Annotated in this window: 23 protein-coding genes; 9 read left to right on the top strand and 14 right to left on the bottom strand. The window is 69.1% G+C overall.

Translation table 11 applies throughout. The features are described from left to right. Positions 1 to 10 precede the first annotated feature (10 nt). Positions 11 to 1,297, bottom strand: coding sequence for an ABC transporter substrate-binding protein (locus IEW87_RS07720; RefSeq protein ID WP_188711688.1), 1,287 nt, complete (start codon positions 1,295 to 1,297; stop codon positions 11 to 13). Positions 1,298 to 1,487: 190 nt separating this feature from the next. Here IEW87_RS07720 and IEW87_RS07715 point away from each other — a divergent pair, with 190 nt between their 5' ends. Next, complete coding sequence (locus IEW87_RS07715; protein WP_188711687.1) at positions 1,488 to 2,519, top strand: LacI family DNA-binding transcriptional regulator; 1,032 nt, start codon at positions 1,488 to 1,490, stop codon at positions 2,517 to 2,519. On the opposite strand, the gene IEW87_RS07710 is transcribed toward IEW87_RS07715, so the two are convergent. The 7 genes from IEW87_RS07710 to IEW87_RS07680 all read right to left on the bottom strand — a co-directional run bounded on the left by IEW87_RS07710 (position 2,507) and on the right by IEW87_RS07680 (position 11,138). Further along, complete coding sequence (locus IEW87_RS07710; RefSeq protein ID WP_188711686.1) at positions 2,507 to 3,619, bottom strand: Gfo/Idh/MocA family protein; 1,113 nt, start codon at positions 3,617 to 3,619, stop codon at positions 2,507 to 2,509. The genes IEW87_RS07715 and IEW87_RS07710 overlap by 13 nt on opposite strands. Further along, positions 3,616 to 4,338 carry a sugar phosphate isomerase/epimerase family protein gene (locus IEW87_RS07705; protein ID WP_229731008.1) on the bottom strand — a complete coding sequence of 241 codons (723 nt, stop codon included), beginning with the start codon at positions 4,336 to 4,338 and terminating at the stop codon, positions 3,616 to 3,618. Before IEW87_RS07705 ends, IEW87_RS07710 begins: the two co-directional genes overlap by 4 nt. Before the next feature lie 105 nt (positions 4,339 to 4,443). After that, the gene (yicI, locus tag IEW87_RS07700; protein WP_188711684.1) at positions 4,444 to 6,786 is read right to left on the bottom strand and encodes an alpha-xylosidase; all 2,343 of its coding nucleotides are present in this window, start codon (positions 6,784 to 6,786) and stop codon (positions 4,444 to 4,446) included. Then, on the bottom strand, positions 6,787 to 7,662 hold the full coding sequence (locus IEW87_RS07695; RefSeq protein ID WP_188711683.1) for a carbohydrate ABC transporter permease: 876 nt from the start codon (positions 7,660 to 7,662) through the stop codon (positions 6,787 to 6,789). It lies immediately after the preceding gene. Further along, positions 7,659 to 8,648, bottom strand: coding sequence for a carbohydrate ABC transporter permease (locus IEW87_RS07690; protein ID WP_188711682.1), 990 nt, complete (start codon positions 8,646 to 8,648; stop codon positions 7,659 to 7,661). Before IEW87_RS07690 ends, IEW87_RS07695 begins: the two co-directional genes overlap by 4 nt. Positions 8,649 to 8,695: 47 nt before the next feature. Next, on the bottom strand, positions 8,696 to 9,994 hold the full coding sequence (locus IEW87_RS07685) for an ABC transporter substrate-binding protein (RefSeq protein ID WP_188711681.1): 1,299 nt from the start codon (positions 9,992 to 9,994) through the stop codon (positions 8,696 to 8,698). Positions 9,995 to 10,130: 136 nt separating this feature from the next. Then, positions 10,131 to 11,138: a LacI family DNA-binding transcriptional regulator gene (locus IEW87_RS07680; RefSeq protein ID WP_188711680.1), complete on the bottom strand. Its 1,008-nt coding sequence runs from the start codon at positions 11,136 to 11,138 to the stop codon at positions 10,131 to 10,133. A gap of 170 nt (positions 11,139 to 11,308) precedes the next feature. Between IEW87_RS07680 and xylA the strand changes: the two genes are divergently transcribed. The 5 genes from xylA to IEW87_RS07655 all read left to right on the top strand — a co-directional run bounded on the left by xylA (position 11,309) and on the right by IEW87_RS07655 (position 17,030). Beyond that, entirely contained in the window at positions 11,309 to 12,502 is a 1,194-nt protein-coding gene (gene xylA / locus IEW87_RS07675) for a xylose isomerase (RefSeq protein WP_188711679.1), read from the top strand. A gap of 12 nt (positions 12,503 to 12,514) precedes the next feature. Then, entirely contained in the window at positions 12,515 to 13,915 is a 1,401-nt protein-coding gene (gene xylB / locus IEW87_RS07670) for a xylulokinase (RefSeq protein WP_188711678.1), read from the top strand. A gap of 37 nt (positions 13,916 to 13,952) precedes the next feature. Further along, on the top strand, positions 13,953 to 14,891 hold the full coding sequence (locus tag IEW87_RS07665) for a quinone oxidoreductase family protein (RefSeq protein WP_188711677.1): 939 nt from the start codon (positions 13,953 to 13,955) through the stop codon (positions 14,889 to 14,891). 54 nt (positions 14,892 to 14,945) lie between these two features. Beyond that, entirely contained in the window at positions 14,946 to 16,274 is a 1,329-nt protein-coding gene (locus IEW87_RS07660) for an O-acetylhomoserine aminocarboxypropyltransferase/cysteine synthase family protein (RefSeq protein WP_188711676.1), read from the top strand. Between the two features lie 63 nt (positions 16,275 to 16,337). Further along, complete coding sequence (locus IEW87_RS07655) at positions 16,338 to 17,030, top strand: sulfite exporter TauE/SafE family protein (RefSeq protein WP_188712699.1); 693 nt, start codon at positions 16,338 to 16,340, stop codon at positions 17,028 to 17,030. 65 nt (positions 17,031 to 17,095) lie between these two features. Here IEW87_RS07655 and IEW87_RS07650 read toward each other — a convergent pair whose 3' ends face one another. Then, on the bottom strand, positions 17,096 to 19,597 hold the full coding sequence (locus IEW87_RS07650; RefSeq protein ID WP_188711675.1) for an ATP-dependent Clp protease ATP-binding subunit: 2,502 nt from the start codon (positions 19,595 to 19,597) through the stop codon (positions 17,096 to 17,098). 147 nt (positions 19,598 to 19,744) lie between these two features. Then, a complete protein-coding gene (locus IEW87_RS07645) occupies positions 19,745 to 20,128 on the bottom strand; it encodes a histidine kinase (protein ID WP_188711674.1) in 384 nt (127 codons plus the stop codon). A gap of 171 nt (positions 20,129 to 20,299) precedes the next feature. Here IEW87_RS07645 and IEW87_RS07640 point away from each other — a divergent pair, with 171 nt between their 5' ends. Beyond that, the gene (locus tag IEW87_RS07640; protein WP_188711673.1) at positions 20,300 to 20,548 is read left to right on the top strand and encodes a WhiB family transcriptional regulator; all 249 of its coding nucleotides are present in this window, start codon (positions 20,300 to 20,302) and stop codon (positions 20,546 to 20,548) included. Between the two features lie 12 nt (positions 20,549 to 20,560). On the opposite strand, the gene IEW87_RS07635 is transcribed toward IEW87_RS07640, so the two are convergent. From IEW87_RS07635 to IEW87_RS07625, 3 genes are read right to left on the bottom strand one after another with little or no spacing between them, the layout of a single operon-like run. Next, positions 20,561 to 22,102, bottom strand: coding sequence for a sensor histidine kinase (locus IEW87_RS07635; RefSeq protein ID WP_188711672.1), 1,542 nt, complete (start codon positions 22,100 to 22,102; stop codon positions 20,561 to 20,563). Between the two features lie 2 nt (positions 22,103 to 22,104). Then, a complete protein-coding gene (locus IEW87_RS07630; RefSeq protein ID WP_188711671.1) occupies positions 22,105 to 23,283 on the bottom strand; it encodes a nucleotide-binding protein in 1,179 nt (392 codons plus the stop codon). Further along, a complete protein-coding gene (locus IEW87_RS07625) occupies positions 23,280 to 24,029 on the bottom strand; it encodes a CpaB family protein (RefSeq protein ID WP_188711670.1) in 750 nt (249 codons plus the stop codon). Before IEW87_RS07625 ends, IEW87_RS07630 begins: the two co-directional genes overlap by 4 nt. An 89-nt stretch (positions 24,030 to 24,118) precedes the next feature. Between IEW87_RS07625 and IEW87_RS07620 the strand changes: the two genes are divergently transcribed. Continuing rightward, a complete protein-coding gene (locus IEW87_RS07620) occupies positions 24,119 to 24,385 on the top strand; it encodes a helix-turn-helix domain-containing protein (RefSeq protein ID WP_188711669.1) in 267 nt (88 codons plus the stop codon). 11 nt (positions 24,386 to 24,396) lie between these two features. Here the strand turns inward: IEW87_RS07620 and IEW87_RS07615 are convergent, their stop codons facing one another. Continuing rightward, positions 24,397 to 24,990 carry a hypothetical protein gene (locus tag IEW87_RS07615; RefSeq protein ID WP_188711668.1) on the bottom strand — a complete coding sequence of 198 codons (594 nt, stop codon included), beginning with the start codon at positions 24,988 to 24,990 and terminating at the stop codon, positions 24,397 to 24,399. Positions 24,991 to 25,133: 143 nt separating this feature from the next. Here IEW87_RS07615 and IEW87_RS07610 point away from each other — a divergent pair, with 143 nt between their 5' ends. Further along, positions 25,134 to 25,550, top strand: coding sequence for an Rv3235 family protein (locus IEW87_RS07610; protein WP_188711667.1), 417 nt, complete (start codon positions 25,134 to 25,136; stop codon positions 25,548 to 25,550). Positions 25,551 to 25,553 lie beyond the last annotated feature (3 nt).

The raw sequence follows: 25,553 nt of genomic DNA, 5'->3' as shown, positions 1-25,553 counted from the left end.
CGGAGCCCTCTCAGCCGCGCGCGGCGGCGTTGGTTGCGGTCTCGACGAGCGACTCGGGAGTGCCACCGCCGGCCAGCATGTCGACGACCGCGGTGTTGAGCGCGTTGCCGACGTTCTGTCCGAGCAGCGTGTCAAGCCACAGGACGATGTACTCGGCGTCGTTGTACGCCGCCATCATCTCGGTGAGGACCGGGTCCTCAACAGCGCCCTGCGCGTCGAGCGATGCGGGGATCGCATCGAATGCATCGGCGTACTTCTCCTGCCACTCGGCCTGCGCGATGAAGTTCAGGAACTCCTCGCAGGCGTCAGGCGAGTCGACGGAGCATGCGTAGCCATCGACGCCGCCCATCATGGCGGTGGGGGCACCCTCGCCGCCGGACGTCGCGGGAAGCGGGAACCAGCCGAGGTCCGCCAACGGCTCGCCGTCCGGCGTCAGCGACCCGATCACTCCCGCGTTCCAGCCGCCCATGAGCTCCATGGCGGCCTGGTGGTTGGCGACGAGACCGGCAGACGATCCCGCGCCCTCCTGTGCGTCGGTCGTCAGGAAGCCCTTGTTGAACGGCTCGGTCGCCGCGAACTCCTCAAGGTCCTCAGCCGCGGACAGCCAGCAGCCGGAGCTGAAGTCGAGGGTCGAGGCGATGTCCTGGATCGTCTCCTCCGAGCAGGCACGCAGCGCGAACGCGTAGTACCAATGCGCGGCCGGCCATGCCGCCTTTGCGCCCAGCGCGATCGGCTCGACGTCCGTGTCCTTAAGAGCCGAGATGGCGTCGCCCAGCTCGTCGAACGTCGTGGGCGGCTCGGAGATGCCCGCATCCGCGAAGAGGTCCTCACTGTAGAACATGCCCTGGGGAAGAACCGCGACCGGCATGCCGTAGATCGCGTCGTCGACCGTGAACGGCGCGAACGGCGTCTCGCCGTAAGCCTCGTTCGTCTCGTCGTCGATGAGGCCCGTGATGTCCTTCACGACGCCCGCGGCCACGATGTCGGCGAGCTTGCCGCCGCCGCGCGCCATGAACAGGTCCGGCATGTCACCGGAGTTCGTCGCGGTCTGGAGCTTGCCGTCCATGTCCTCGTTCTGAATCGAGGTCATCTTGACGGAGACGCCGGTCTCCTCCTCGAACGCGGCCGCGACCTCGTCCCAGTATTCCTTGCCATCGCCCGTCGTGGAGTTGTGCCACATCTCCATCGACGTGCCGTCCTCGTCGCCGCCTCCGGAACCTCCGGCGCAACCGGCCAGGGCGAGGCTCGCCGTGGCGACGGTCGCCGCTGCGACGACCCACTTCTTTCGCACGTTCATGCTCTTCTCCTCGTTGAGTGCTGTCGTCCTCGCACCGAGCAGGGTACGCACCCGGTGCGGAAACGACTCTGACAGGATCTCTCGACATTGTCAATCGATATCGATAACGTTTTCTCTCGGGGCGGCTCGACACTTCCCGCATCGCGGGATGCCCGGCGAGAGGGCACTTCGGGCCTAACGTAGGAGGATCATGACCACCAGCAGGATTCGTCCACGTACTCGCACGACGATCACCGACGTCGCGCGCGCCGCCGGCGTGTCGGTCGCGACCGTCTCGAAAGTGATCAACGGCAGAGACGGCGTCGCCGCGGCGACGAGCGAGCGTGTCCTGAAGATCGTCTCCGACCTCGGGTACGCCAGCTCCCTCGTCGCGACGTCCATGCGCCGGAGTCGCACGCACGTCCTCGGCGTGCTCGTGGCCGAGTTCGAGCCATTCGCACTGCGCCTGCTCAACGGCGTCTCGAGCGCGCTCAGCGACACCGACTACGACGTGCTCGCCTACGCCGGTGCGGTCTCGTCCGGATCTCACCACGGGTGGGAGAGCCGCTCGCTGTCACGACTCGGCGGCACGCTCATCGACGGAGCGATCGTGGTCACCCCGACCGTGCGGCCGCCCGAGACGGCCGTCCCCGTCGTGTCGGTCGATCCGCATACGGGCCCCGCCGGATCCGCGAGCGTCGACACCGACAACCTGCGGGGCGCGCGCCTCGCGACCGAGCATCTGATCTCGCTCGGCCACACGCGCATCGGGCACCTGCGCGGCCGGAGCGACCTCGAATCCGCACGCCTGAGGGAGCGCGGATACGCCGAGGCGCTGTCAGCCGCTGGGATCGCCCACGACGCAGCGCTCGTCGCCGAGGGCGGATACCGCGCCGCCGAGGCGTCCGCGGGCGCGGCTGTGCTGCTTGATCTCGAACAACCGCCGACGGCCATCTTCGCCGCGAACGACATCTCCGCGATGGAGCTCATCCGCGTCGCGAACGCCCGCGGCGTGCGGGTGCCGGAGGATCTGTCCGTTGTCGGCTTCGACGACATCCCCGAAGCGATCGCGATGACCCCGTCCCTGACGACGATCCGTCAGCCGCTGGAGGACATGGGCCGCGCGGCCGTCGACCTGCTCGTTCGCATGATGGACGACGATGCGGCGCCGACGCATATCCGCCTCGACTCCGACCTCGTCGTGCGCGAGTCGACCGCCGCGCCCGACTCTCAGACGCGGTAGGGATCCCAGTCGGCCGGGATCGGCTCGGGCCGGTCGGCGCGACTCGTCACCTCGACGGTCTGCCGCGTCGCGACGGACTGCTCGATGGCGATCATCGTGTCGAGCACGTGGAGACCGATCTCGGCGGAGGCCCGGTGCGGCTGACCCGAGTGGATCGCTCGCACCATGTCGATGACGCCGAGCCCGCGACCGCCCACAACGCCGTCGGACGGGAGTTCCTCCCACGCCTGTTCGCGCGTCTCGCGGTTCGGGACGCGCATCACCCGGAGCGGCCCCTCGAACATATTCGGGTCGGGAATCGCGAGGGTGCCCTCGGTGCCCGTCACCTCGAAGAAGCCCATCCGCACGAGCGGTGAGTCCCAGCTGTAGACGCTCGTGCTGGTCCCACCCGCTTCGAACTCGAGGTTCGCATGCACGTGGGTCGGCACGCGCACGGGGAAGGTCTCCCCCGTGCGCGGCCCCGCCATGACGCGCCGCTCCTGCTGCGGCGTCAGCCCGAAGGCGGACGCGCGGGTGACGGATCCGAACACGTTCACGAGCGTCGTCAGGTAGTACGGCCCCATATCGAAGATCGGGCCGGCGCCGGGCTGGAAGAAGAAGTCGGGATTCTGGTGCCACTGGTCGGGGCCCGGGCCCTGCATGGTGGTCGTTGCGGCCAATGGCTGACCGATGTCGCCGCGGGCGATCGCGCGCAGCGCGCTCTGCACGCCGCGCCCGAGCACGGTGTCGGGCGCGATGCCGACGCGCAGCCCCTTCTCGGCGGCGCGCTGCACGAGCTGCCGCCCGGACTCGCGGTCGACGGAGATCGGCTTCTCGCTCCACACGTGCTTGCCCGCGTCGATCGCGGCGAGCGAGATCTCGGCGTGCACGGCCGGGATTGTCAGGTTCACCACGAGCTCGACGTCCGGGTGGGCGAGGATGTCGGCCGGGCGGCCGGAGTCGCGCACGCCGTGTTTCTCGGCCTGCGCGGACGCGCGGTCGGTGTCGATGTCTCCGATCGCGATGACCTCCACCTCGGGGAACTGCGCGAGGTGCTCCAGGTAGGTGTCGCTGATCATCCCTGCGCCGATGAATCCGACGCCCAGAGGCTGACTGGTCATGCGTTCTCTCCTTCGATGAGCGTGCGAATGCCCGCGAGTCCCTGGGCGACGCCGTCGTAGATGTCTCCGCGATACTCGTCGAACTCGACGACGAGCAGCTCCGCGGCGGGCGCCGCGGCGAGGATCGGATCCCACCGGATCGCGCCCTGGCCGGCGGGGAGCTGGTCCTCTCGGTCGGTGCTGAGGGCACCGCCCGCGAGCGGCGCGTCCTTGATGTGCAGCTGTCGCACGCGCGATCCGAGACGCGTGAGCACCGCGGCCACGTCGGCCCCGCCGACTGCCGCCCAGTACGCGTCGACCTCGAGCCCGATGTCGTCCGGAAGCTCGGCAGCCAGCACCTCAAGCGCGGTCTCGTCGCCGAAGACGTTCTCGACCTCCCACGCGTGGTTGTGGTACCCGAACTCCAGGCCGAACTTCTTCGCGAGCTCGCCGTGTTCGGCGAGCTGCTCGGCGTTGCGCTTGACGTCGTCGCGCGTCGTCCAGCGCTCCGCGGCGATCATCGGGTCGATGAGCGTGCGCACACCGAGCGATGCGGCGGCGTCGAATGCCTCCTCGACGTCCGCGCCGGACAGTCGCGCGTGCGCCGTCGGCGCCGTCAAGCCGTTCGCGGCAAGCCCCCGGGCGAGTTCGTCGCGCCACCCCACGATGTTGTAGAGCTCGATCTGCGCGAACCCGATCTCCGCGGCCCTCGCGAGGGTCGCGTCGGGATCGGCGTTCATGCGATCTCGGAGCGTATACAGCTGAAGGGCGATCGATCGATCAGCGGGCATGCGTGAGATCACTTCCGTCGATGGTGAGAGAAACAGTGTCCATGCTACGACCGGTCACCGTCGGATCGTGACGGTCCCGTCGGCCGTGTGATGCGGCTCGCCGTTCGCAATCGCCGCGGAGAACGCCGCGACGTCGGCCGACGTGATCCGCACGTGGTCCGCCGTCTGTTCGACGCGGAAGGTCGCCGTCCGGTCGCCCGAGACGATCGTCGCTGCTCGCTCTCCGTCCGCCCCGGGGAAGACGATGAGCCGCGGCGCGTCGAAGACGTCGTAATCCGCTCCCCGCGATCCGTCGCCGGTGACGAGCGTGGCGCCCGCGCGCACGTACAGCGGGAGGCTGTCGAATTCGTGTCGCTCCCGACGCCAGGATCCACCCTCGACGCTCTCTCCGGTCAGGAGTGAGGTCCACTGCCCGGCCGGCAGGAAGAACTCGACGTCGCCGTCGGCGGAGAAGACGGGGGCGACGAGCAGATCCGCCCCGAGCATGTACTGCCGATCGAGATAGGCCATCGCCGGATCGTCCGGGAACGCGAGTGCCATGGGACGCATGAGCGGCAGACCGGTCTCGCGTGCCTCGCGACCGATTCGCACGAGATACGGCGTGAGCGAGGCCTTGAGCTGCGCGAAGCGTCGGGTCACGCTGACCGCGCTCTGCGGATCCGACTCGTCGCGACCCTCTGCTTCGTCAAAGAGCCACGGCACGCGGTAGGACTCGGATCCGTGCAGGCGACTGTGGCTCGAGAGCAGCCCGAACGCGAGCCAGCGCTTGAATACCGCGGGATCGGGCCTGCCCTCGAACCCGCCGATGTCATGGCTCCAGTACGCGAAACCGCTCATCGCGAGTGATAGCCCGCCGCGCAGCGATTCCGCCATCGATTCGAACGAGGAGGTATTGTCGCCGCCCCAGTGCACCGGCATCTGCTGGCCGCCGGCGGTCGCCGACCGCGCGAACACCACCGCCTCACCGCGGCCGCGCTGCTCCTCGAGCACCTCGAAGACGGCCTCGTTGTACAGGTGCGTGTAGCGATTGTGCATGTCGTGGGGGTCGGATCCATCGAAGTAGACGACGTCGAGCGGGATGCGCTCGCCGAAGTCGGTCTTGAACGTGTCGACCCCCTGACGCAGGAGGCGTCGCAGATGCTCCTGGTACCACCGTCGCGCGTCGGGGTTCGTGAAGTCGACGAGCCCCATCCCCGCCTGCCACATGTCCCATTGCCACACGGATCCGTCGGCTCGCCGGACCAGGTACCCCTTCTCTGCCGCCTCCCGGAACAGCCGCGAGCGCTGGCCGAGATACGGGTTCGTCCAGACGCTCACGCGCAGACCGCGGTCGTGCAGCCGCGCGAGCATCCCCTCGGGATCCGGGAAGACCCGCGGATCCCATTCGAAATCGCACCACGTGAACTCGCGCATCCAGAAGCAGTCGAAGTGGAAGACATCGAGCGGGATGTCGCGCTCCGTCATCCCGTCGATGAAGCTGTTCACGGTCTGCTCGTCGTAGTCGGTCGTGAAGCTGGTCGAGAGCCAGAGCCCGTACGACCAGGCGGGCACCTCCGGCGCGCGTCCGGTGAGCGCTGTGTAACGGTCCAGGACCGCGGCGGGGGTCGGCCCCGCGAACACGAAGTACTCGAGGTGCTCCCCCGCGACTGAGAACTGCACCCGCTCGACGGCCTCCGAACCGATCTCGTACGAGACGTGGCGCGCGTCGTTGACGAGCACGCCGTAACCGCGATTGGTCAGATAGAACGGGACGTTCTTGTAGGCCTGCTCGCTCGACGTCCCGCCGTCCGCGTTCCAGATGTCGACGGACTGGCCGTTCTTGACGAAGGGCCCGAATCGTTCGCCGAGGCCATAGACGACCTCTCCGACGCCCAGCGACAGCTGCTCGTGGAGGTAGGCCTGACCCTGCTCCGAACGGAGGGTCGCGCGCGCGTCGCCGACGATCCCGGGGTCGATCTGGGCGTCGGGGGTTGTCCGCATGTAGCCCAGGGCCTTCTCGCCGCTCGACGTCAGCAGCCGCCCCGTCTCGGTGTCACGGAACTCCAGTCGCCACGGCGCCCCCAACCGCACGACCGCCGTGATTGCGCCGCTCACGAGCCGAGCCTCGTGTCCGTCTCGCACCACCTCGCCGCATTCTGACGCTCCGACGAGCTCGAACCCCCGCGGTCGTCGCGCGCCGGTGTGGTGCGCGACGCGCACGCCGATGACGCCCTCGTGAGGCGAATGCAGCGTGACCGTCAGGGTCGGCCGGTTGAGGGTGTCGCCCCGCGTCTCGATGACTTTCGTGGGCACGATCGCGACGATCGTGGATCCGTCGACCTCGAGGTCGTACGCCTCGCGACCGTAAAGCGCCTCAACGCCGGGACGCAGCTGCCAGAAACCGTCGGTGAACTTCATTTACTTGACTGCTCCTGCTGTGATGCCACGCGACAGCGTGCGCTGGAAGATGAGGAAGAAGATGAGCGTCGGAAGGAGGCCCAGGAGCGCGGATGCGCTCGTGGTGGTGACGTCCATCAGCCGGTCGCCCTGCAGCACGCTGATCGCGACGGGAACGGTCTGATTCGCGTTGCTGATGAGGAACGTCAGCGGGATGAGGAACTCGTTCCACGTCCAGATGAAGAAGAACACCATGAGCACGCCGAGCGTCGGGCGACTCACGGGCACGATGACACGCCACAGGGTGAGCCAGCGCCCGGCGCCGTCAAGTGCCGCGGCCTCGATGATCTCCTTCGGGAAGGTCCCGAAGACGCTGGCGAGCAGGTAGGTGCCGAACGCGCTCTGGATCACCACGAACGTGATGATCACCGACCACACGTTGTCGTAGAGGCCGATCGTGCGGAAGATCGTGTAGAGCGGGTAGAGGAGCACCTCCTGCGGCAGCATGTTCGCGAGAAGGAATACGAGAATCAGCGGCACGCGGCCACGCACGCGTCCGATCCCGATCGCGTACGCATTCAGCACCGAGACGACAACCGCGAGCACGGCGACGACACCGCTGATGAACAGGCTGTTCCACAGCTTTCCCGTGAAGTCGACCCGCTCCCAGAACGCTGCGATCCCGTCGAAGTGCAGCGCCGTCGGCAACTGCAGCGGTCCGCCCGTCGCATAGTCGGAGGGCGACTTGAACGCGTTGATGAGGATCAACAGGAACGGGAATACGACGACGAGTGCCGTGATGACGATGACGGCGAGGACGATCCAGTCGCCGACGGTGCGACGCCGACGGTTCCGGTGCCCGGTCTCCCCCGTGACGAGAAGGCTGGTGGCGCTCATCGTTCGCGCTCCTTTCGCTCGGCGCGATTCTGCGCCCACACGAACACGATCGAGACGAGCATGATGACGACCGTCAGCGCGGTCGCGATCGTCGCGCCGTATCCGACCTGCTGATTCTGGAAGAACTGGCTGTAGGAGTAGTAGCTCGGCACGATCGTGGCGAAGTTGGGTCCGCCGCCCGTGAGGGCATAGACGGGGCCGAACACCTTCAGCGCCGCAATCGTGCACGTCAGGGCGACGACGAACATCTCGGGCCGGATCATCGGCATTGTGATGGCCGCGAACCTCCGGAGCCAGCCTGCGCCGTCGATCTCCGCGGCCTCGTACAACTCGGGGTCGACGCGTTCGAGCGCCGCCATGAAGATGACGACGGGGTATCCGACCTGGATCCATACGAGCACGACCATGAGGCTCACGAGCGCGGTGTCGGGCGCCCCGAGCCAATTGCTGGCGAACTGGCCGAGGCCTACTGCCTGCAGGATCGTGTTGAGGGCTCCGTTCTCGGGCCGCAGGATCCAGCCGATCACGATTGCGGCGATCACGGAGGGCAGAATCTGCGGCAGGTAGTACGTCGCACGCAGGAAGGCCGCGAGCTTCGCGCCGAACTTGCGGCCGATCACGTCGAACAGCGCGGCCGCGACGAGCAGCCCGATGACGGTCGGGGCGATGACCATCGCAAGGATCATCGCGACGCTGTTGCGGAACGACAGCCAGAAGCGCTCGTCGTGGAAGAGTGTCACCCAATTGTCGAGACCGCTCCACTGCGGCGCAATGATGCCGCGATAGTCGGTGAAGCTCAGGTAGATGTTCCACACGAGCGGCACGAGAATGATGAGCGTCAGGAGCGCGAAGCCAGGAAGCAGGTACCACCAGTAGCTCCGGCCCGAGAGGAACGGGACGAGGGAGTCGCCCCTCCCCCGTCGGCGCCCCGTCGGCGGGGCGACCGCGGGGCGCGTCGCGTCCGCGCGGGATTCGATGAGTGTCATGTCAGAAGTCCTCCGGGAGGGGCGAGGTCATCGCCCCTCCCCTCGGTTCACGGGGTGGACGATCCGGCGCTCGCCGGCAGGCCGGCTTCGTAGTCGGATCCGATCTGCTCGTTCATCTGCTGCGGTGACAGGGAGCCGTTGAGCAGCCCCTGCAGACCGGCGTTGAGCTCGTCGTAGAACGTCGGCGTGGGCCAGTCGGGGTAGAAGGCCAGGCCGTCCTGGTCGAGCAGCGTGTTGAAGTTCTCGATCAGCTCGACGCTCGAGTCGTTCGTCAGGTCGTCTGGGCTCGCGGCGACGGGGACGCCGCCGTTGTCGCCCATGATCGCCTGGATCTCCGGGCGCAGGGTGATGTCGATGAACTCCTGGGCGAGCTCGGGATCGCCCGACGTGGTCGGGATGACCCACAGGTTGCCCGACGAGCCCGGCGACATCTCTGTCTCGGGGAAGAGGAACGTCGACCAGTCGTGCTGGGCCTCGTCGAGGAAGCGTCCGTACCACCAACTGCCGGAGAAGAACATCGGGTAGGTGCCGTTGATGAAGCCGGTGCCGGCGTCCTCGGCCGCGAGGCCGGTGGCGTCGCTGGAGATGTAACCGCTCTCGACCCAGTCCGCGACAGTGTCGGTGGCGTACGTCACCTCTGTGCCGGCGAAGTCGACCGGGTTGTCGTAGACCTGGTAATCGTCGACCCACTGGCGGTCGGCCTGCGTCAGAGCGAGCTGATACCAGAGCTGGCCGAGCGGGTACTCGGCCGCCGCTTCGGCCAACGGGGTGATGCCCTCGTCGACGAACGCCTGCATCGCGTCTTCGAGCTCATCGAGCGTGGTCGGCACCTCGACGCCGTACTCATCGAACATCTCGGCGTTGTAATAGAACTGCACGTATTCGCCATAGGTCGGAACCCCGTACCAGCTGCCGCTTCCCATGACACCGTCCTCGTCGTAGCGGGCGGTTGTCTGCAGCGACGAGGCGAGCGTCTCGTCCCATCCGTACTCCGCAACGGCGTCGTCGAGCGGCGCGAGCAGCCCCTGACTGGCGAGGAGACCGGCGGTCGCGTTGCCCTTGTTGTACTCGAGCAGATCGGGTGCCTCGTCGGAGTTGAGCACCTGGCTCGCGGTCTGGCGGATCTGCTCGAAGCTGCGTTCCTCGAACGCGACCGTCGCGCCCGTCTCCTCCTCGAAGATCTCGATTGCGCGGTTCCAGGCGATTCCCATCGCGGAGTTCTCGCCCTCGTAATGCCAGAGCGTGAGCACGCCATCGGATTCCTGTTCCGCCGGTCCGCATCCTGCGAGAGCGGCGATACCGAGTGCGGCGATTCCCGTCGTGGCGATGAGCCGACGAGCGTTCATGTTCTACCTCCTTGTAGGGGACGGATGTCCCGTGCTGCGAATGCCGCAGATGCGGCGGTGTGTTGCTGCCGGACGGAATCGGTCACGTCGTGATCGAAGCGTTTCGACAATGGGCAAACGAATAAGCGATGCGCCGTCACACGACGGCCGCTACCGACCCCCGATCGACGAGCGCGGGGGCGAGGATCCGCGTCGTCGCCTGCGCGACGCCGTCGCGCAGGCCGAGCGCGGCTTCGACCGCGCTCGTGCACATCTCCTCCATGGGCAGGGTGATCCCGCTGAGCGGGATCTCGAGGCGACCGGGGTCGTAGCTCGCCGCGGCGGCGAACAGCGACAGGTCCTGCGGAACCGCGAGACCGCGTTCGCGGACGCGTCGCTCCGCCTCCTCGACCGCCGGTTCGTTGCAATGGAAGATGATCGCCGTGGGCGGCTCCGCGGCATCCAGGAGTGCGTCGGCGGCACGCGCGCCCGCCCCGCGTGAGACCTCGGCCCATTCGTGGACGATGCGCACGCCGGCCTCCGCAGCCGCCGCGGCAAGACCATCCTCGAAGCGCGCCATGAACGTCTGCTGCCGATCGACATAGCCGTGCGGGTGCCCGATCACGCCGATCGTGCGGTGACCGTCCGCGACAAGGCGCTCGACGGCCATCCGCGCCGCTTCGGCGAAGTCGAGGTCGACGCAGGCGATGCCGCCGCTGTCGCCGGGGACGCCGATGAACGCCGCCGCGACCCCCAACGACCGAACGAGGGCCACGCGCTCGTCACGCTCGGTCACACCCATCGCCACGACGCCGTCGACGAGCGAGGTGCTCGCGACCCGCCGAATCCCCGTCACCTCATCGTCGCGAGCGAGCAGCAGGACGTCGTAGTCACGCTCTCGAGCGGCGCGCACGACCTCTGTCACGAATCGCATGTGCGTCGGAAGGTGGCCGTCGGCATGGAGCGGCGCGCTGAGCGCGAGGATGTTCGTCCGCGCACCAGCCAGCATCCTGGCGCCGGCGTTCGGGGTGTAGCCGAGCTCGCGGATCGCACGATCGATGCGCTCGCGGGTCGCGCGCGAGATCGACCGCTTCCCGGACAGCGCGTACGAGACCGTGCTGATCGAGACGCCCGCCGCTTTCGCGACCTCGTTGATCGTGACCACTGCGCTCTCCCGGGCTCTCCCTGCGCAACATAGGCGAAGCGCTTCGACTGAGCGATGACTTTACGCACTCCTGCCCGCTGGGCACAAGCCCCATCCGTTGAAAACGGCACCTCCGCGTGATACGTTTTGACCAACAACAATTCATCAACGACGCTGGAAGGCGGCTCATCATGACCCTCACCCCCACCAAGGACGACAAGTTCTCCTTCGGCCTGTGGACCATCGGCTACAACGGCGGCGACCCATTCGGCGGCCCGACCCGTCCGGCGCTCGACGTCGTCCACGGCGTCGAGAAGCTCGCTGAGCTCGGCGCCTACGGCCTCACGTTCCACGACGACGACCTGTTCGCATTCGGCTCGAGCGACGCCGAGCGCCAGACGCAGATCGACCGGCTCAAGGGCGCGCTCGCCGACACCGGCATCGTCGTGCCGATGGTGACGACGAACCTCTTCAGCGCGCCCGTCTTCAAGGACGGCGGCTTCACCTCGAACGACCGCGACGTGCGCCGCTTCGCCATCCGCAAGGTGATGCGCAACGTCGACCTCGCCGCCGAACTCGGCGCGAAGACCTACGTGATGTGGGGCGGACGCGAGGGCGCCGAGTACGACTCGGCCAAGGACATCCAGGCCGCACTGTCGCGTTACCGCGAGGCCGTCAACCTGCTCGGCGATTACGTCACCGACAAGGGCTACGACATCCGCTTCGCGATCGAGCCGAAGCCGAACGAGCCCCGCGGTGACATCCTGCTGCCGACGCTCGGTCACGCGCTCGCCTTCATCGAGACGCTCGAGCGCCCCGAGCTGGTCGGCCTCAACCCGGAGACGGGCCACGAGCAGATGGCGGGCCTCAACTTCACCGCCGGCATCGCGCAGGCGCTGTACCACGGAAAGCTCTTCCACATCGACCTCAACGGCCAGCGCGGCATCAAGTACGACCAGGACCTCGTGTTCGGGCACGGCGACCTGCACAACGCGTTCTCGCTGGTCGACCTGCTCGAGCACGGCGCCCCGGGCGGCGGCCAGGCCTACACCGGCCCGCGCCACTTCGACTACAAGCCGAGCCGCACCGAGGACGAGACGGGCGTGTGGGACTCCGCCGCGGCGAACATGCGCACCTACCTGCTCCTCAAGGAGCGCGCGCAGGCGTTCCGTGCGGATCCCGAGGTCCAGGAGGCGCTCGCGGCCGCCAAGGTCGACGAGCTGGCGACGCCAACGCTCAACGAGGGCGAGAGCTACGACGACCTGCTCGCGGACCGCTCCGCGTTCGAGGACTTCGACGCGAACGCGTACTTCGGAGGCAAGGGCTTCGGGTTCGTTCGCCTGCAGCAGCTCGCTACCGAGCACCTGCTCGGCGCGCGAGGCTGAGATAATCGCGGTATGCCCCATTTGATCGCCGGCGTCGACTCATCGACGCAGAGCTGCAAGGTCATCATCCGTGACGCCGATTCGGGCGCCGTCGTGCGCTCGGGTCGCGCGTCGCACCCCGACGGCACCGAGGTCGATCCCGCCCACTGGTGGCGGGCTCTCCAAGGGGCCATCGCGGAGGCCGGCGGCCTCGACGATGTCGCTGCCTGGTCGATCGCCGGTCAGCAGCACGGCCTCGTCGCGCTCGACGCCGACGGACGGGTCATCCGCGACTCTCTGCTCTGGAACGACACCCGCTCCGCCGAGGCCGCCGTGGATCTCACGGCGGCCATCGGTGCGGACGCGTACGCGGAGCGCACCGGCGTCGTTCCGGTGGCATCGTTCACGGCGACCAAGGTCCGGTGGCTCGCTGACGCGGAACCGGAACGCGCTGCGCGCATCGCCGCCATCGCGCTGCCGCACGACTGGCTGACGTGGCGCCTGCGCGGATTCGGGCCGGCGGACGAGGCCGCGCTCGGCCCGCAGCTCGACGAGCTCATCACCGACCGATCGGATGCGAGCGGCACCGCGTACTTCAACTCATCGACGAACGAGTACGACCGAGACCTGCTCTCGCTCGCGCTGCGGCGAGAGGCCGCCGAGGTCATCCTCCCCCGAGTGTTGGGCCCGAGCGAATCGGTCACGGATCACGCGGGACGCACCGTCGCCCCGGGCGCCGGTGACAACGCGGGCGCCGCGCTCGGCATGGGCGCGCGCGGCGGCGACATCGGCGTCTCGATCGGTACGAGCGGAACGGTCTTCGCCGTGACGGACCAGCCGACACGCGACGAGACGGGAACGGTCGCCGGCTTCGCCGACGCCGCGGGCGGCTTCCTGCCGATCGTGACGACGCTGAACGCCGCACGCGTGATCGATACCGCTGCCGCACTCCTCGCTGTCGACCATGCGGCGCTGTCCGACCTCGCCCTCGCTGCGGAACCCGGATCCGGCGGGCTCGTGCTGCAGCCGTGGTTCGAAGGCGAACGCACCCCGAATCGACCGGACGCCACCGCGACGCTGTTCGGCATGACGCTCGCGTCGGCGACGCGCGAGAACTTCGCGCGCGCCACCATCGAGGGCGTCCTCTGCGGCCTCGCGGAGGGACTCGACGCGATGCGCGCGCTCGGCGTCGAGGCGAAGCGCGTACTGCTCACCGGCGGCGCCGCGCAGAGCCCGGCCGTGCGGCAGATCGCTTCCGAGGTGTTCGGCGTCACCGTCGTCGTGCCGGACCCCGGCGAGTACGTCGCGCTCGGCGCCGCCACCCAGGCGGCGTGGGCGCTGACGGGCGAGCGCCCCAACTGGAAGCCGACGACCCTCGCCGAGCTGCCGCCGTCGACCTCGCCGGCGCGCGACGCCTACCGCGCTCACCTCTGACCCGGCGCCGGCCCCGCGGGCGCGGTAGCGTGGGGGCATGGCGAAGGTAGTGCAGTTCACACAGGTGGGCGGTCCCGAAGTCCTCACGGTCGTCGAGGTCGACGACCCGGCGCCCGGACCGGGCCAGCTGGCGGTCCGCGTGGAGGCCGCGGGCGTCAACCCGCTCGACATCAAGCTGCGATCGGGCGGTCGTCCGCTCGCGGGCGACGGGCCGTGGCGTTCCGGATCCGACGGCGCGGGCACCGTGACGGCGGTCGGCGAGGGCGTGGACGGGTTCCGCGTGGACGATCCGGTCGCGTTCTTCGGGGCGGCCGGCGCGTACGCGACGGACGTCGTCATCGACGCGGCGAACGCCTTCGCGCGTCCCGCCGGCGTCTCGGCGGCACAGGGCGCCGCACTCGGGATCCCCGCCGGAACCGCATATCAGGTGCTCAAGTCGCTCAGCGTCGGCGAAGATGACACGCTCCTCGTCCACGGCGCATCCGGATCCGTCGGCCAGGCGATCACCCAATTCGCCGTCCTCTTCGGCGCGCGCGTGATCGGCACGACGAGCGACCGGCGGGCCGACCGCGTCCGCGACCTCGGGGCCGACCCGATCCGCTACGGCGACGGGCTGACCGGGCGCGTGCTCGAGGCGGCGCCCGATGGCGTCGACGCGATCATCGACTGCGCGGGCGCCGACGGTGTGCTCGAGGCGTCGCTGGAACTGCTCGACGACACCTCGCGGATCACGTCGATCGTCCTCGGCGCGAAGGCGGAGGAGCTCGGCATGCGCACGTTCCTCGGCGGCGCCTCGACGCCGATGACCCCGCAGCAGCTCGCGTGGCGCGCCGAAGCCGTTCCCGTCGCGCTCGCGCTGATGGCGGCCGGATACTTCGACGTCGAACTCGGCGGCACGTTCCCACTCGATCGCGCGGGCGAGGCCCAGACGGCGAACCAGGAGGGCGAGCCGGGCAAGCAGCTCCTCGTGCCCTGACACATAGCGTCACTGTCCTTGGCGCCGCGGGCGCCATCGGGTGTGATTGACGACATGACCTCCGCAGGCCACTCGTACTCCCCCGCGACGCTCCAGCTGCACGCGGGGTACACCCCCGGCACGCCGCATAATTCCGTGGCCACGCCGATCTACCAGACGTCGGCGTATCAGTTCGCATCCCTCGAGGACGCACGTGAGATGTTCGCGCTGCGCAAGGCCGGCAACATCTACAGCCGCAACGGGACGCCGACACAGGCGATCTTCGAGAAGCGTCTCGCGGCGCTGGAGGGCGGCGGCTCCGCGGCGGCGGTCGGATCCGGGCAGGCGGCGACGACCGTCGCCAGCCTCGCGCTCGCCGGCCGCGGTGGCCACATCGTCGCGTCGAGCTCGCTCTATGGCGGCACCGTCGATCTGTTCGACGACACGTTCCGCGACCTCGGCATCGACGTCACGTTCGTCGATCCGGACGATCTCGCGGCCTGGCGTGACGCCGTGCGCCCCACGACCCGCCTGCTGTTCGCCGAGACGGTCGCCAATCCGATCGCTCAGGTTCTCGACATCCGCGCGGTGGCCGACATCGCCCACGACGCGGGTGTCCCCCTCGTCGTCGACAACACGGTCGGGACCCCGGCGCTCATCCGGGTGAAGGATCACGGCGCCGACATCGTCGTGCATTCGGCGACGAAGTTCATCGGCGGTCACGGCACGTCCCTCGGCGGCGCCGTCATCGATCTCGGCACGTTCGACTTCGCGGCGGAACCGGAGCGCTGGCCGGGGCTGTTCGAGCCCCATTGGCGCTTTGGCGACGTGCCGCTGTGGGAGGCGTTCGGACGCGAAGGCGCATTCACGACCCTGCTGAAGTCGAAGTACATCGCGGATCTCGGGCCGGCGCTGAGTCCGTTCAACGCATTTCAGCTGCTGGAGGGTCTCGAGACGCTCGACCTGCGCATGGCGCGCCACACCGCCTCGGCGCTGCAGGTGGCGACGTTCCTCGACGAGCATCCCGGCGTGCGCGTAGTCCATCACCCCGGGCTGGCGACGAACAGATATCACGCATCGGCCCAGCGCCAGTATCCGAAGGGGATCCCGTCGGTGTTCGCCTTCGAGCTCGCCCAGCCCGACGACGCCGACGCCGAGGAGTCCTTCGCCCACGCCGCACGTTTCATCGACCGGCTCGACGTCGTGAAACTGGTCGCCAACATCGGCGACGCCCGCACGCTCGTCTGTCACCCCGCTTCGATGACGCACAATCACATGACGCCCGCGCAGCTGGCGGCCGCGGGCATCACGTGGGCGACGCTTCGACTGTCGGTCGGCCTCGAAGATCCGGACGACCTCGTCGCCGACCTCGCGCGCGCTCTCGACGAGACCGGGGCCGGATAGCCTGAGGGCGTGACCCTCCCCGAGCTGGCCCCGATCGCCTGGGCAGCCCTCGCGTTCGCGGCGATGACGGTCGGCGCCTCGAAGACGGGTCTCCCCGGCGCGAACACGCTCGGCATCGCGCTGTTCGCCGCGGTGATGCCGGCGCGCGAGTCGACCGGCGCGATGCTCCTGCTGCTGCTCGTCGGCGACGTATTCGCCCTCGCCCTCTACCGACGCCACGCCGACCTGCGCTCGCTCGTCCGGCTCGCACCATCGGTGATCATCGGCCTCATCGTCGGAGCGGCCTTCCTCGCGTTCGTCGACGACGTCTGGGTCAAGCGCTCCATCGGGGTGGTCCTGCTCGCGCTCATCGCGCTGACGATGTGGCGACGCCGCATCGAACAGGAGCAGCGCCGGGTGCCGGGCGGGCGCGGCGCCGTGATCGGCTACGGATCCCTCGGCGGGTTCACGACGATGGTCGCGAACGCCGGCGGCCCCGTCATGTCAATGTACTTCCTCGCCTCACGGTTCGAGATGAAGGCGTTCCTCGGCACCGCGGCGTGGTTCTTCGCGATCGTCAACGTCGCGAAGCTGCCCTTCTCGATCGGCCTCGGCCTCATCACGGTTGAGACCGTCTGGCTCGATCTCGTGCTGCTGCTCCCCCTCGTCATCGGCGCCGCGATCGGACGCCTCGTGATCCGGCGCGTCTCCCAGGCGGTGTTCGAGCGGATCGTCGTGATCCTCACCGTCGTGGGCGCGATCTACCTGCTGTTCTGAGGCGCGCCGACGGCGACCCGTCCGCTTGATGCCAGAGGGGTCGCCATCGATCGTTGGTCGCTTGGCTATACCGGGACCACCTGGTCCGCGCGCACGGCGAGCGCGCCGTCCGCAACGTCGACGACGACGGATCCGCCTTCGTCGAGCGCCCCCGACACGAACAGGTCGGCGATCCGATCGTCGATCTCCCGCTGGATCACGCGACGCAGCGGACGCGCCCCGTACTCGGGCTGATATCCCTCCGCGGCGAGCCATTCGAGCGCTGCATCGGTGACCGAGATCGCCACGGACTGCGCATCGAGACGACGCCGCGTGGCGCCGAGCACGAGCTCCACGATCTCGCGGAGCTGGTCGCGCTCGAGCTTCCGGAACAGCACGATCTCGTCGATCCGGTTGAGGAACTCCGGCCGCATGTTTTCCCGCAGGCGTCCCATCACGCGGTCACGCAGGTCCTTCTCGTCGAACTCGCGCCCCGAAGCCGAGAAGCCGATCGCTCCCGAACGCGATGCGAGGAACTCGCTGCCGAGGTTCGAGGTCATGATGATCACCGTGTGGCGGAAGTCGACAGTGCGCCCCTGCCCATCGGTCAGGCGGCCGTCGTCGAGCACCTGCAGCAGCAGGTTGAACACGTCCGGGTGTGCCTTCTCGATCTCGTCGAACAGCACGACCGAATACGGGTTGCGCCGCACACGCTCCGTGAGCTGCCCGGCCTCGTCGTAGCCGACGTATCCGGGAGGGGCCCCGACGAGCCGGCTGACGGTGTGCCGCTCGCCGTACTCGCTCATGTCGAAGCGGACCACCTGGTTCTCGTCGTCGAACAGGCTCGACGCGAGGGCCTTGGCGAGCTCGGTCTTGCCCACGCCGGTCGGCCCCAGGAAGAGGAAGGATCCGACCGGACGGCGCGCGTCCGCCATGCCCGTCCGGCTGCGCCGCACGGCCTTCGACACCGCCGCGACCGCGTCTTCCTGGCCGATGACGCGCGCGTGGAGCTCCTGCTCGAGCAGGGCGAGACGTTCGCGCTCGCCCGAGGTCATGCGGTTCGCGGGGATGCCCGTCGCGCGGCTCACGACGGCCGCGATCTGCTCCTCGTCGACCACGGCGGCGCTGTCGGCGGCCCCGCGGTCGATCCGTTCGGTCACGCGGACGATCTCATCGCGGATCCGCGACGCCTCCTCGTAGTCCTCGGCGGCGACGGCCTCGGTCTTCTCGCGCTCGAGTTCGGCGCGCTGCGCGTCGAGGTCTTCTCGCGAGGTCCTCTCCCCGAGCCGCAGGCGCAGCCGGGCGCCGGCCTGGTCGATCAGGTCGATCGCCTTGTCGGGCAGTACGCGGTCTGACAGGTACCGGTCGCTGAGCGTGACGGCGGCTTCGAGCGCATCCTCGGTGTACGTCACGGCATGGTGCGTCTCGTACGCCTCGCGCAGGCCGTGCAGGATCTGCACGGCGTCGGCGACGCTCGGCTCGCCGACGCGCACGGGCTGGAAACGGCGGGCGAGCGCCGCATCCTTCTCGATCCGGCGGAACTCGTCGAGCGTCGTCGCGCCCACGAGGTGCAGCTCGCCACGGGCGAGGCGCGGCTTGAGGATGTTCCCCGCGTCCATGGCGCCGCTCTCGCCGCTTCCGCCCGCACCGACGATCGTGTGCAGCTCGTCGATGAACAGGATGATCTCGTCCTTCTGCGCCGCCACCTCCTCGAGCGTCTTCGTCAGGCGCTCCTCGAAGTCGCCTCGGTAGCGGGCGCCCGAGAGCATGCCGGCCATATCGACGCTCACGACGCGCTTGCCGGAGAGCTGTTGCGGAATGGATCCGGCGACGATCGCGCGGGCGAGGCCCTCCGCGATCGCGGTCTTGCCGACGCCCGCCTCGCCGACGAGAACCGGGTTGTTCTTCGTTCGGCGCGAGAGGATCTCGACGGTCTGCTCGATCTCATCGGCGCGGCCGATCACGGGATCGAGTTCGCCAGCCTCAGCGAGCGCCGTCAGATCGGTGCCGTACGTCTCCAGCATCGTCGCGCTCGTCTCCGCTTCCTGCTGCGGCCCCTGTGCGCTGACGTCGTGGCGCTCGCGTGCGGCGCCCAGCAGGGCATCCGGCGTGACACCGTGCGCCGCCAGGATCCGGCCCGCGGGGGTCTCCTGCGACAGCACGATCGAGAAGAACAGGTGTTCCGGATCGACGTAGGTGGCACCGGACGAGCGGGCGACCTGCACGGCCTGGTACAGCACACGTCGGCATGCGGCCGTCATCTCGGCGGCGGGGACGTCGACGGCAGTGGCCGGCTGGGGCAGCGCGGCCTCGGCGGCCTGCGCGATCTGCTCGGCGTCCGCCCCGGCGGCGCGGAGCGCTGCGGCGACGGATTCGTCATCCGGCAGAACGCGCAGGAGGTGCAGTGCGTCGACTTCGCGCTGCCCGCGCTCGAGCGCGAACGCGCCCGCACGCTGGATGATCTCGTGCGATCGGGCGCTCAACAGCTCACGGAGATCGACCGAACGCGCCTGACGCGCACGCTGACCCTGGAGGTAGCGCGCGAGGAACTCGTCGAATGATCCGCCGGGAAAATCCATCTCGGGCATGTATCCACTCCTCGTGAAACGTGATGCGATACGACTCAACTTTGCAATCTTGAGTCGCGTCTTGTCAAGTTCAACGCTTTGCGATGAAGAGTATTCCCGCCAATGACAAAGCGCCCGGTACCCCGGGCGCTCAGACCGACGCGGCGATCAGTCGCGCGGTGCCTCGTCGGCGCGACGCGCCGATCCGATCAGCGCCGCGAAGGTGGCGATCGCCGGCAGCGCGAGCGCGGCGGCGATCCCCCAGTGTGCGTCGGCGCCCTGCACAGCACCCACGGCGACGGCGAAGATCAGCACCTGTGCCACGATCCCGCCCGAACGCCCCCAGGCGCGACCCGTGTGGACCGCGAAGGCGAATGCCGCGAGCGCGCTCGTCGCGAGGAGAGACATCACGAGGAGTGCGAGCGATGTCGCGAGGGAGGAGAGATCCCCGCGCACCAAGGAGATGACCTCCCACACGGTGAGGGCGGCGAGCCCGATCGCCTCGACTGCGAGCAGCGAAACGGCGGCGCGCTGCATGAAAATCCTGGACATTTGCCAAAACCCTTGATCGTGGGCAACACCTGTACGACAATTGTTCACGGTGTGTTTCCCACAGTGTGGTGGGGTGCGGGGCCACGGGCCCGTCACACATCCAGCGTAGTCGATCACCCGACCACCGCTGAACCACTATTACCCCACCACCCACTCAAGGAGCACCTCAGCATGGACTGGCGTGACAAGGCGGCCTGCCTTACGGTCGACCCGGAACTCTTCTTCCCCGTCGGCAACACGGGACCCGCGGTCGATCAGATCGAGAAGGCGAAGTCGGTGTGTGCGCGCTGCACGGTCACCGAGGTCTGCCTGCAGTACGCGCTCGAGACGAGCCAAGACTCCGGCGTCTGGGGTGGCCTCAGCGAAGACGAGCGCCGCGCCCTGAAGCGCCGCGCCGCACGCGCCCGCCGCGCCGGCTGACGCCGCCTTCCGTCAGAGCACGCCCTCGCCTTCGGCGGGGCGCGTGCTCTCGGCGCTCTTCGTCCAGCGCAGGGGGATATCGATCGCGACCTCGGTGCCGCCTTCGAAGTCACTGTCCGACCCGCGAATGGTCCGCCACTCGATCGTCCCGCTCAGCTCGCCCTGCACGAGGGTACGGACGATCTGCGTCCCGAGACCGTGACCGACGCGCCCCTCGGGGAGGCCTGCTCCGGTGTCGCGAACGCGGACGCGAAGCTCGTCCTCATCGCGATCGGCGGTGATTTCGACGTGCCCCTCGCGCCCGGCAAGGCCATGCTCGACGGAGTTCGTGACGACCTCCGTCAGCGCAAGCGCGAGCGGGTTCGCGTACTCGCTCGACAGCGTGCCGAAGGAACCCATCTTCCGCGTATGCGCGACCGTGTTCTGCGCCGCCGCGACCTCCGCAACGAGGCGCAGCACGCGACTGAACACCTCGTCGAAGTCGACCTTCTGGCTGAGGCCCTCGGAGAGCGTGTCGTGCACGACCGCAATTGCCGAGACGCGCTGCATCGCCTGTAGGAGGGATTCCTTCGCCTCGTCGCTCGCCGTGCGACGCGCCTGGATCCGCAGGAGCGACGCGACCGTCTGCAAGTTGTTCTTCACGCGGTGATGGATCTCGCGGATCGTCGCGTCCTTGGTGAGGATCTCCTGCTCCTGGTTACGCAGCTCGCTGACGTCGCGGCAGAGCACGATGGCGCCGATGCGCTCGCCGCGATCGCGCAGCGGGATAATCCGCAGCGCGACGGTCACGCCGCGCGCCTGGATGTCGCTGCGCCACGGCGTGCGCCCGGTCAGCAGAACCGGAAGCGAGGCCTCATCGGCCGATGCGTCACGCGCCGGCGGCATGATCTGGCGCGCGACGTCAGAGAGCGTCTCCCCTTCCAGCTCGTCGACGAAGCCGATGCGGTTGAAGGCGCTGAGCCCGTTCGGACTCGCGAAGGTGACGACGCCATCGACGTCGAGGCGGATCATCCCGTCGGCCGCGCGCGGTGCACCGCGACGCGGACCCATCGGCGCCGTCATGTCGGGGTAGTCACCCGTCGAGATCATCCCGAAGACCGCGTTCGCGCACTCGTCGAAGGTGCGCTGTTGCCGTGACGGCGCTCGCACCTCGCTCAGGTTGGTATGCCGGGTGATGACGCCGATCACGGCCGTACCGTCGCCGTCGCGGCGCACGATCGGAACGGCCTTGACGCGCGTGGGCGTCTCCTCGAACCACTCCGGGCTCGACGAATCGACGATGCTGCCGGTGCGGAACGCCTCGCGCACCTGGCTCTGCCACTGCGGCCGTACCTTCTCACCCACGATGTCGCGATAGAACAGCGTCGCTGCGCCGCTCGGACGCACATGTCCGACGGCGCGGAAGGAGCCGTCAGGACTCTCGCCCCAGATGACGATGTCCGCCGAGGCGAGGTCAGCCAGCAGCTGCCCGTCACCATGCACGCGATGGACCCACTCGATGTCCTTCTCGCTCAGTTGATTGAGTTTTGTGAGTTGATCGCTGAGAGTCGACACCCTCACAGCGTAGCGGCGAGGCGGCCGACCGCGTGTGCGAGCCCGGGCCGTCGCCTCGGGAGCACCGGGCGCGCCCCGAGGAGCGCCCGCTCGGCCGCACGCGGATCGTCCGGCAGCAGCCAGACGTCGTCGATGTCGCCGTACTGCGCGAGCGCTCGCCGCACCTGCCCAGCCGCGTCCACTCCGACCGCCCCTCCGGAGACGCGGTTGACCACGGTTGTCCTCTCGGCGGCCGCGGCGACTTCGTCCAGGCGGGCGAGACCGCGGATCAGCCGTGACATGCCGACCGGATCCCCGAGCCCGAGCGCGATCACTGAGTCGGCGGCACCCAGCGCGGCGAGCGCGGCCTGGTTGCGCCGCGGGGCGTCGATATCGCTCGCGATCTCTTCGTCAGCGTCGAGACTTGCGCCGACGTCGACGAGGACGTGATCCGCCCACGACCGCGCCACGTCGAGCGCGCAGACGACCCGCCCCGGCGACAACTCGGGCCACCGAGCCGGACGGTTGATCCCGGTGAGCACCTCGATCGGTTGCCGTCCCAGATCGACGGGCGCGCTCAGGCGCGTCAACTCAGCGTCGTCGAGCACGCCGTAGTCCGTCTGTCGACAGGCGGCGGGAAAACCCGGCGCCTCGTCGGGAAGGTCGAGACGTTGGGCGACGGACGGCGCGTGGGTATCGGCGTCGACGATCGCCACCCTGCGGTCGTCGAGCGCGAGCGCGGCGGCGAGGGCAAGCACGAGGGTGGTGCGGCCGGGCGCGCCGTGCGGTCCCCACACCACAGTGACGGATCCCCGGCTCGCCTCGCCGGGAGCTTCCGCGGGGAACGAGCGCGTCGCGATCGCGTCGCGCAGTTCGCGCCCGGAGGCCACCACCGGCAACGCCGGCGGCAGACCGAAAGCTGCGACGGTGCGGCGCTCGGCCGCACGGTCGCCGAGCGCGACGATCCGCGCACCGCTGCGATCGCACATCGCGACGACCTCGGGCACGAGCACCGCCCGCGTGGCGTGGATCACGACGGTATCGGCGACGCGCAGTGCGTCCCAGATCCGCGAGGCCTGGTCGCCGACGGCACGCACGAGCTCGTCCGGCGCGACGGTGAGCACCACGTCGACATCTTCGTCGGCGAGCGCCGACGCGATCCGCGACCCGTGCGGCTCCGCCGCCGCGACGATCACACTCACTGGTCGCTCTCCGGAGCATCACCGGCGGCTTCGTCGCCGTCGCCCGCGTCGGTGCCGTCCCCGGCGTGCTCGTTATCGGTCTCCGCGTTCTCGTCATCCGACGGATCCGCGGCGTTTGCTTCGCGTGCGAGGCTCGCGGGCACGACGGACAGCGCGGATCCGCCGGACACGTGCCGCAGCACCTCGCCGACGACGTCGCGCGAGACGACGAGTTCGACCACCGCGCCTTCCTGGCGCATGACGCCGTCGTCGGTCACGAGATTCGCGACGGTCGCGCTGGTGACGATCACCCGCGGCTCGCCGTGTTGCCCCGGTTCCTCCGCGGGCGATGCCCACAGCTCGACCGTGGTGCCGACGTCGACGTTCGCGGGGACGTCGAGCGTGCTGCGGACCACGACCGTTGTGACGTCCACGGCGTCGGCCTCCGCGACCGCGGCCACGGGAACGAGGTCTCCGGCGGCGATGGCGGCGGTCGCAACGAGCCCGTCCTCCAGATCGGCCGGGGTCAGGTATCCGTCGGCGGCGGCGCCGAGCTGCACGTCGATCTCGACGACATCGGCCGCCGTGATCGACTGGCCCGGCACGACGGGGTGCTCGACGGCGAGCGCGGGTGCGGTCTGGCGCGCAGCGTGGATGACGCCCCAGACGCCCGCGACGGAGGCGGCGACGAGGACGATCCCGATGAGAAAGCGGGCGTCGAGCCACGCGGGTCGGGCTCGACGTGTGTCGCGAGTGAATGGCGGCATGTTCGGCATGGTGGCAGAAATCGCGGACGTGCCTCGAAAGTTATCCACAGGCGAGCCCGTGACCTTGTACACGGCCGCATAATGGAGGCATGTCGACCGATCAGGGTGCGCTCTTCCTTACGCCAGCCGAGGTGGCGGAGCTGCTCACGATCACGCCCGACGAGGTCGTGACGCTCGTGATGGACGGCCGACTGCGCGGTGCGCGGGTCGGTCACCCGGAGGCCTGGCGCATCGAGCGCGACAGCGTCCGCGACTATCTCGACGACCAGACCGAGCTGAGCCGGCGCCACGCGCTGTGGCACGAGTCGAACATCGCGAGCATTCCCGAGCTGTGGGGCCCGCAGACGCGCCTCTGAGCATGCCGGGGTCACCCGAGGCCGAGGTCTCGGCGCGCGCCGACGCGCACCCACGTGATCGCGGCGAACGCGAGCGTGCGCACCTCGCGCACCGCCGCGGAACGGGGTGCGTCGCCGGGATCGTGCACTGCGAGGTCGACGTGATCGGCCCCGACGAGCGCGGGGGTACCGGTCAGGCGTCCACCGCGCACGAGCCCGACCGTGACCGCGGCGCGGCGACGTGCGAGCCCGCGCACGAGGAAGCCGACGTCCATGCGCTCCAGAAGCGGATCAGCGTCCTGCGGTGCGTCGGCTGCGCGGTCGGGCATCCGCACGGCGTCGATCGCGTCGAGACGCAGAACGAGGATCCCCGTGCTCTCCGTCATCGTGCCGGCGACCCAGTTCGCGCCGACGGCGTCGACGCGGAGGCGATGGACCTCTCCCGCCGTGTCGTCGACGACGATGTCGGCTCCGGCCGGCACCGCTGCGAGTCGCTGGCGGAGGGTGAGCCGACCGACCCACACACGGTCACGCTCCGCCTCGAGGACGGCACCCGCCGCGTCGCGTTCCGCGGCGAACTGGAGCTCGAGATCCTCGAAGAGACTCTCCCAGCGATCGGACGGCATGGCTGCGAGCGTAGCGGCTCGGGCGGGCCGTTCCGCGTGGATCCACAGGCATATAATCGGCTGGCTCCGCCGCGCCGGCACTGGTTGTGTGAGTCGATATCGAACGAGAAGAGCGCTCCCACAATCGCAGAGCAGAGAGAATCATGCCGCCCGCCATACGTCGATACCGCACGAATCAGATCCATGACATGTTCGCTCCGCAGCGCACCGCGACGAAGAGCCTTCCTGATGCGGAGCCGCTTCTCGCGACGCTCGCCGGAGGGGCTGTCGAGGTCATCGCGGGCGTGCGTGACGTCGACCAACTCTCCCGATGGCTCGCGGAAGAGCCATACCGCAACCTCGTCCTGCGCGCCAACCTCGCCGCGCGCGCCCGCAGCGCCCGGTCGCAGTCGGCGCGCCAGCCCGTCTATCGCATCCAGCGGGTGCTCAGCACGTCGCCGACCGACGGCGTCGTCGAGGCGACCGTGATCGTGGCCACGATGGCGCGCACACGAGCGATCGCGATCCGCCTCGAGGGTTACGATCGACGCTGGCGCGCCACGTCGCTCGCCGTGCTCTGACGC

Origin of the sequence: Microbacterium faecale (assembly GCF_014640975.1) — a bacterium.
Classification (GTDB): domain Bacteria; phylum Actinomycetota; class Actinomycetes; order Actinomycetales; family Microbacteriaceae; genus Microbacterium; species Microbacterium faecale.
The sequence above is the reverse complement of the archived record's forward strand: the minus strand, read 5'-3'. Positions and strand labels throughout refer to the sequence as shown.

What these genes read in the sequence shown, in the direction of transcription:
- IEW87_RS07720 (WP_188711688.1), bottom strand. Translation starts at nt 1,297, where the DNA reads ATGAACGTGCGAAAGAAGTGGGTCGTCGCAGCGGCGACCGTCGCCACG.
- IEW87_RS07715 (WP_188711687.1), top strand. Translation starts at nt 1,488, where the DNA reads ATGACCACCAGCAGGATTCGTCCACGTACTCGCACGACGATCACCGAC.
- IEW87_RS07710 (WP_188711686.1), bottom strand. Translation starts at nt 3,619, where the DNA reads ATGACCAGTCAGCCTCTGGGCGTCGGATTCATCGGCGCAGGGATGATC.
- IEW87_RS07705 (WP_229731008.1), bottom strand. Translation starts at nt 4,338, where the DNA reads ATGAACGCCGATCCCGACGCGACCCTCGCGAGGGCCGCGGAGATCGGG.
- yicI (WP_188711684.1), bottom strand. Translation starts at nt 6,786, where the DNA reads ATGAAGTTCACCGACGGTTTCTGGCAGCTGCGTCCCGGCGTTGAGGCG.
- IEW87_RS07695 (WP_188711683.1), bottom strand. Translation starts at nt 7,662, where the DNA reads ATGAGCGCCACCAGCCTTCTCGTCACGGGGGAGACCGGGCACCGGAAC.
- IEW87_RS07690 (WP_188711682.1), bottom strand. Translation starts at nt 8,648, where the DNA reads ATGACACTCATCGAATCCCGCGCGGACGCGACGCGCCCCGCGGTCGCC.
- IEW87_RS07685 (WP_188711681.1), bottom strand. Translation starts at nt 9,994, where the DNA reads ATGAACGCTCGTCGGCTCATCGCCACGACGGGAATCGCCGCACTCGGT.
- xylA (WP_188711679.1), top strand. Translation starts at nt 11,309, where the DNA reads ATGACCCTCACCCCCACCAAGGACGACAAGTTCTCCTTCGGCCTGTGG.
- xylB (WP_188711678.1), top strand. Translation starts at nt 12,515, where the DNA reads ATGCCCCATTTGATCGCCGGCGTCGACTCATCGACGCAGAGCTGCAAG.
- IEW87_RS07665 (WP_188711677.1), top strand. Translation starts at nt 13,953, where the DNA reads ATGGCGAAGGTAGTGCAGTTCACACAGGTGGGCGGTCCCGAAGTCCTC.
- IEW87_RS07660 (WP_188711676.1), top strand. Translation starts at nt 14,946, where the DNA reads ATGACCTCCGCAGGCCACTCGTACTCCCCCGCGACGCTCCAGCTGCAC.
- IEW87_RS07655 (WP_188712699.1), top strand. Translation starts at nt 16,338, where the DNA reads ATGACGGTCGGCGCCTCGAAGACGGGTCTCCCCGGCGCGAACACGCTC.
- IEW87_RS07650 (WP_188711675.1), bottom strand. Translation starts at nt 19,597, where the DNA reads ATGCCCGAGATGGATTTTCCCGGCGGATCATTCGACGAGTTCCTCGCG.
- IEW87_RS07645 (WP_188711674.1), bottom strand. Translation starts at nt 20,128, where the DNA reads ATGTCCAGGATTTTCATGCAGCGCGCCGCCGTTTCGCTGCTCGCAGTC.
- IEW87_RS07640 (WP_188711673.1), top strand. Translation starts at nt 20,300, where the DNA reads ATGGACTGGCGTGACAAGGCGGCCTGCCTTACGGTCGACCCGGAACTC.
- IEW87_RS07625 (WP_188711670.1), bottom strand. Translation starts at nt 24,029, where the DNA reads ATGCCGCCATTCACTCGCGACACACGTCGAGCCCGACCCGCGTGGCTC.
- IEW87_RS07620 (WP_188711669.1), top strand. Translation starts at nt 24,119, where the DNA reads ATGTCGACCGATCAGGGTGCGCTCTTCCTTACGCCAGCCGAGGTGGCG.
- IEW87_RS07615 (WP_188711668.1), bottom strand. Translation starts at nt 24,990, where the DNA reads ATGCCGTCCGATCGCTGGGAGAGTCTCTTCGAGGATCTCGAGCTCCAG.
- IEW87_RS07610 (WP_188711667.1), top strand. Translation starts at nt 25,134, where the DNA reads ATGCCGCCCGCCATACGTCGATACCGCACGAATCAGATCCATGACATG.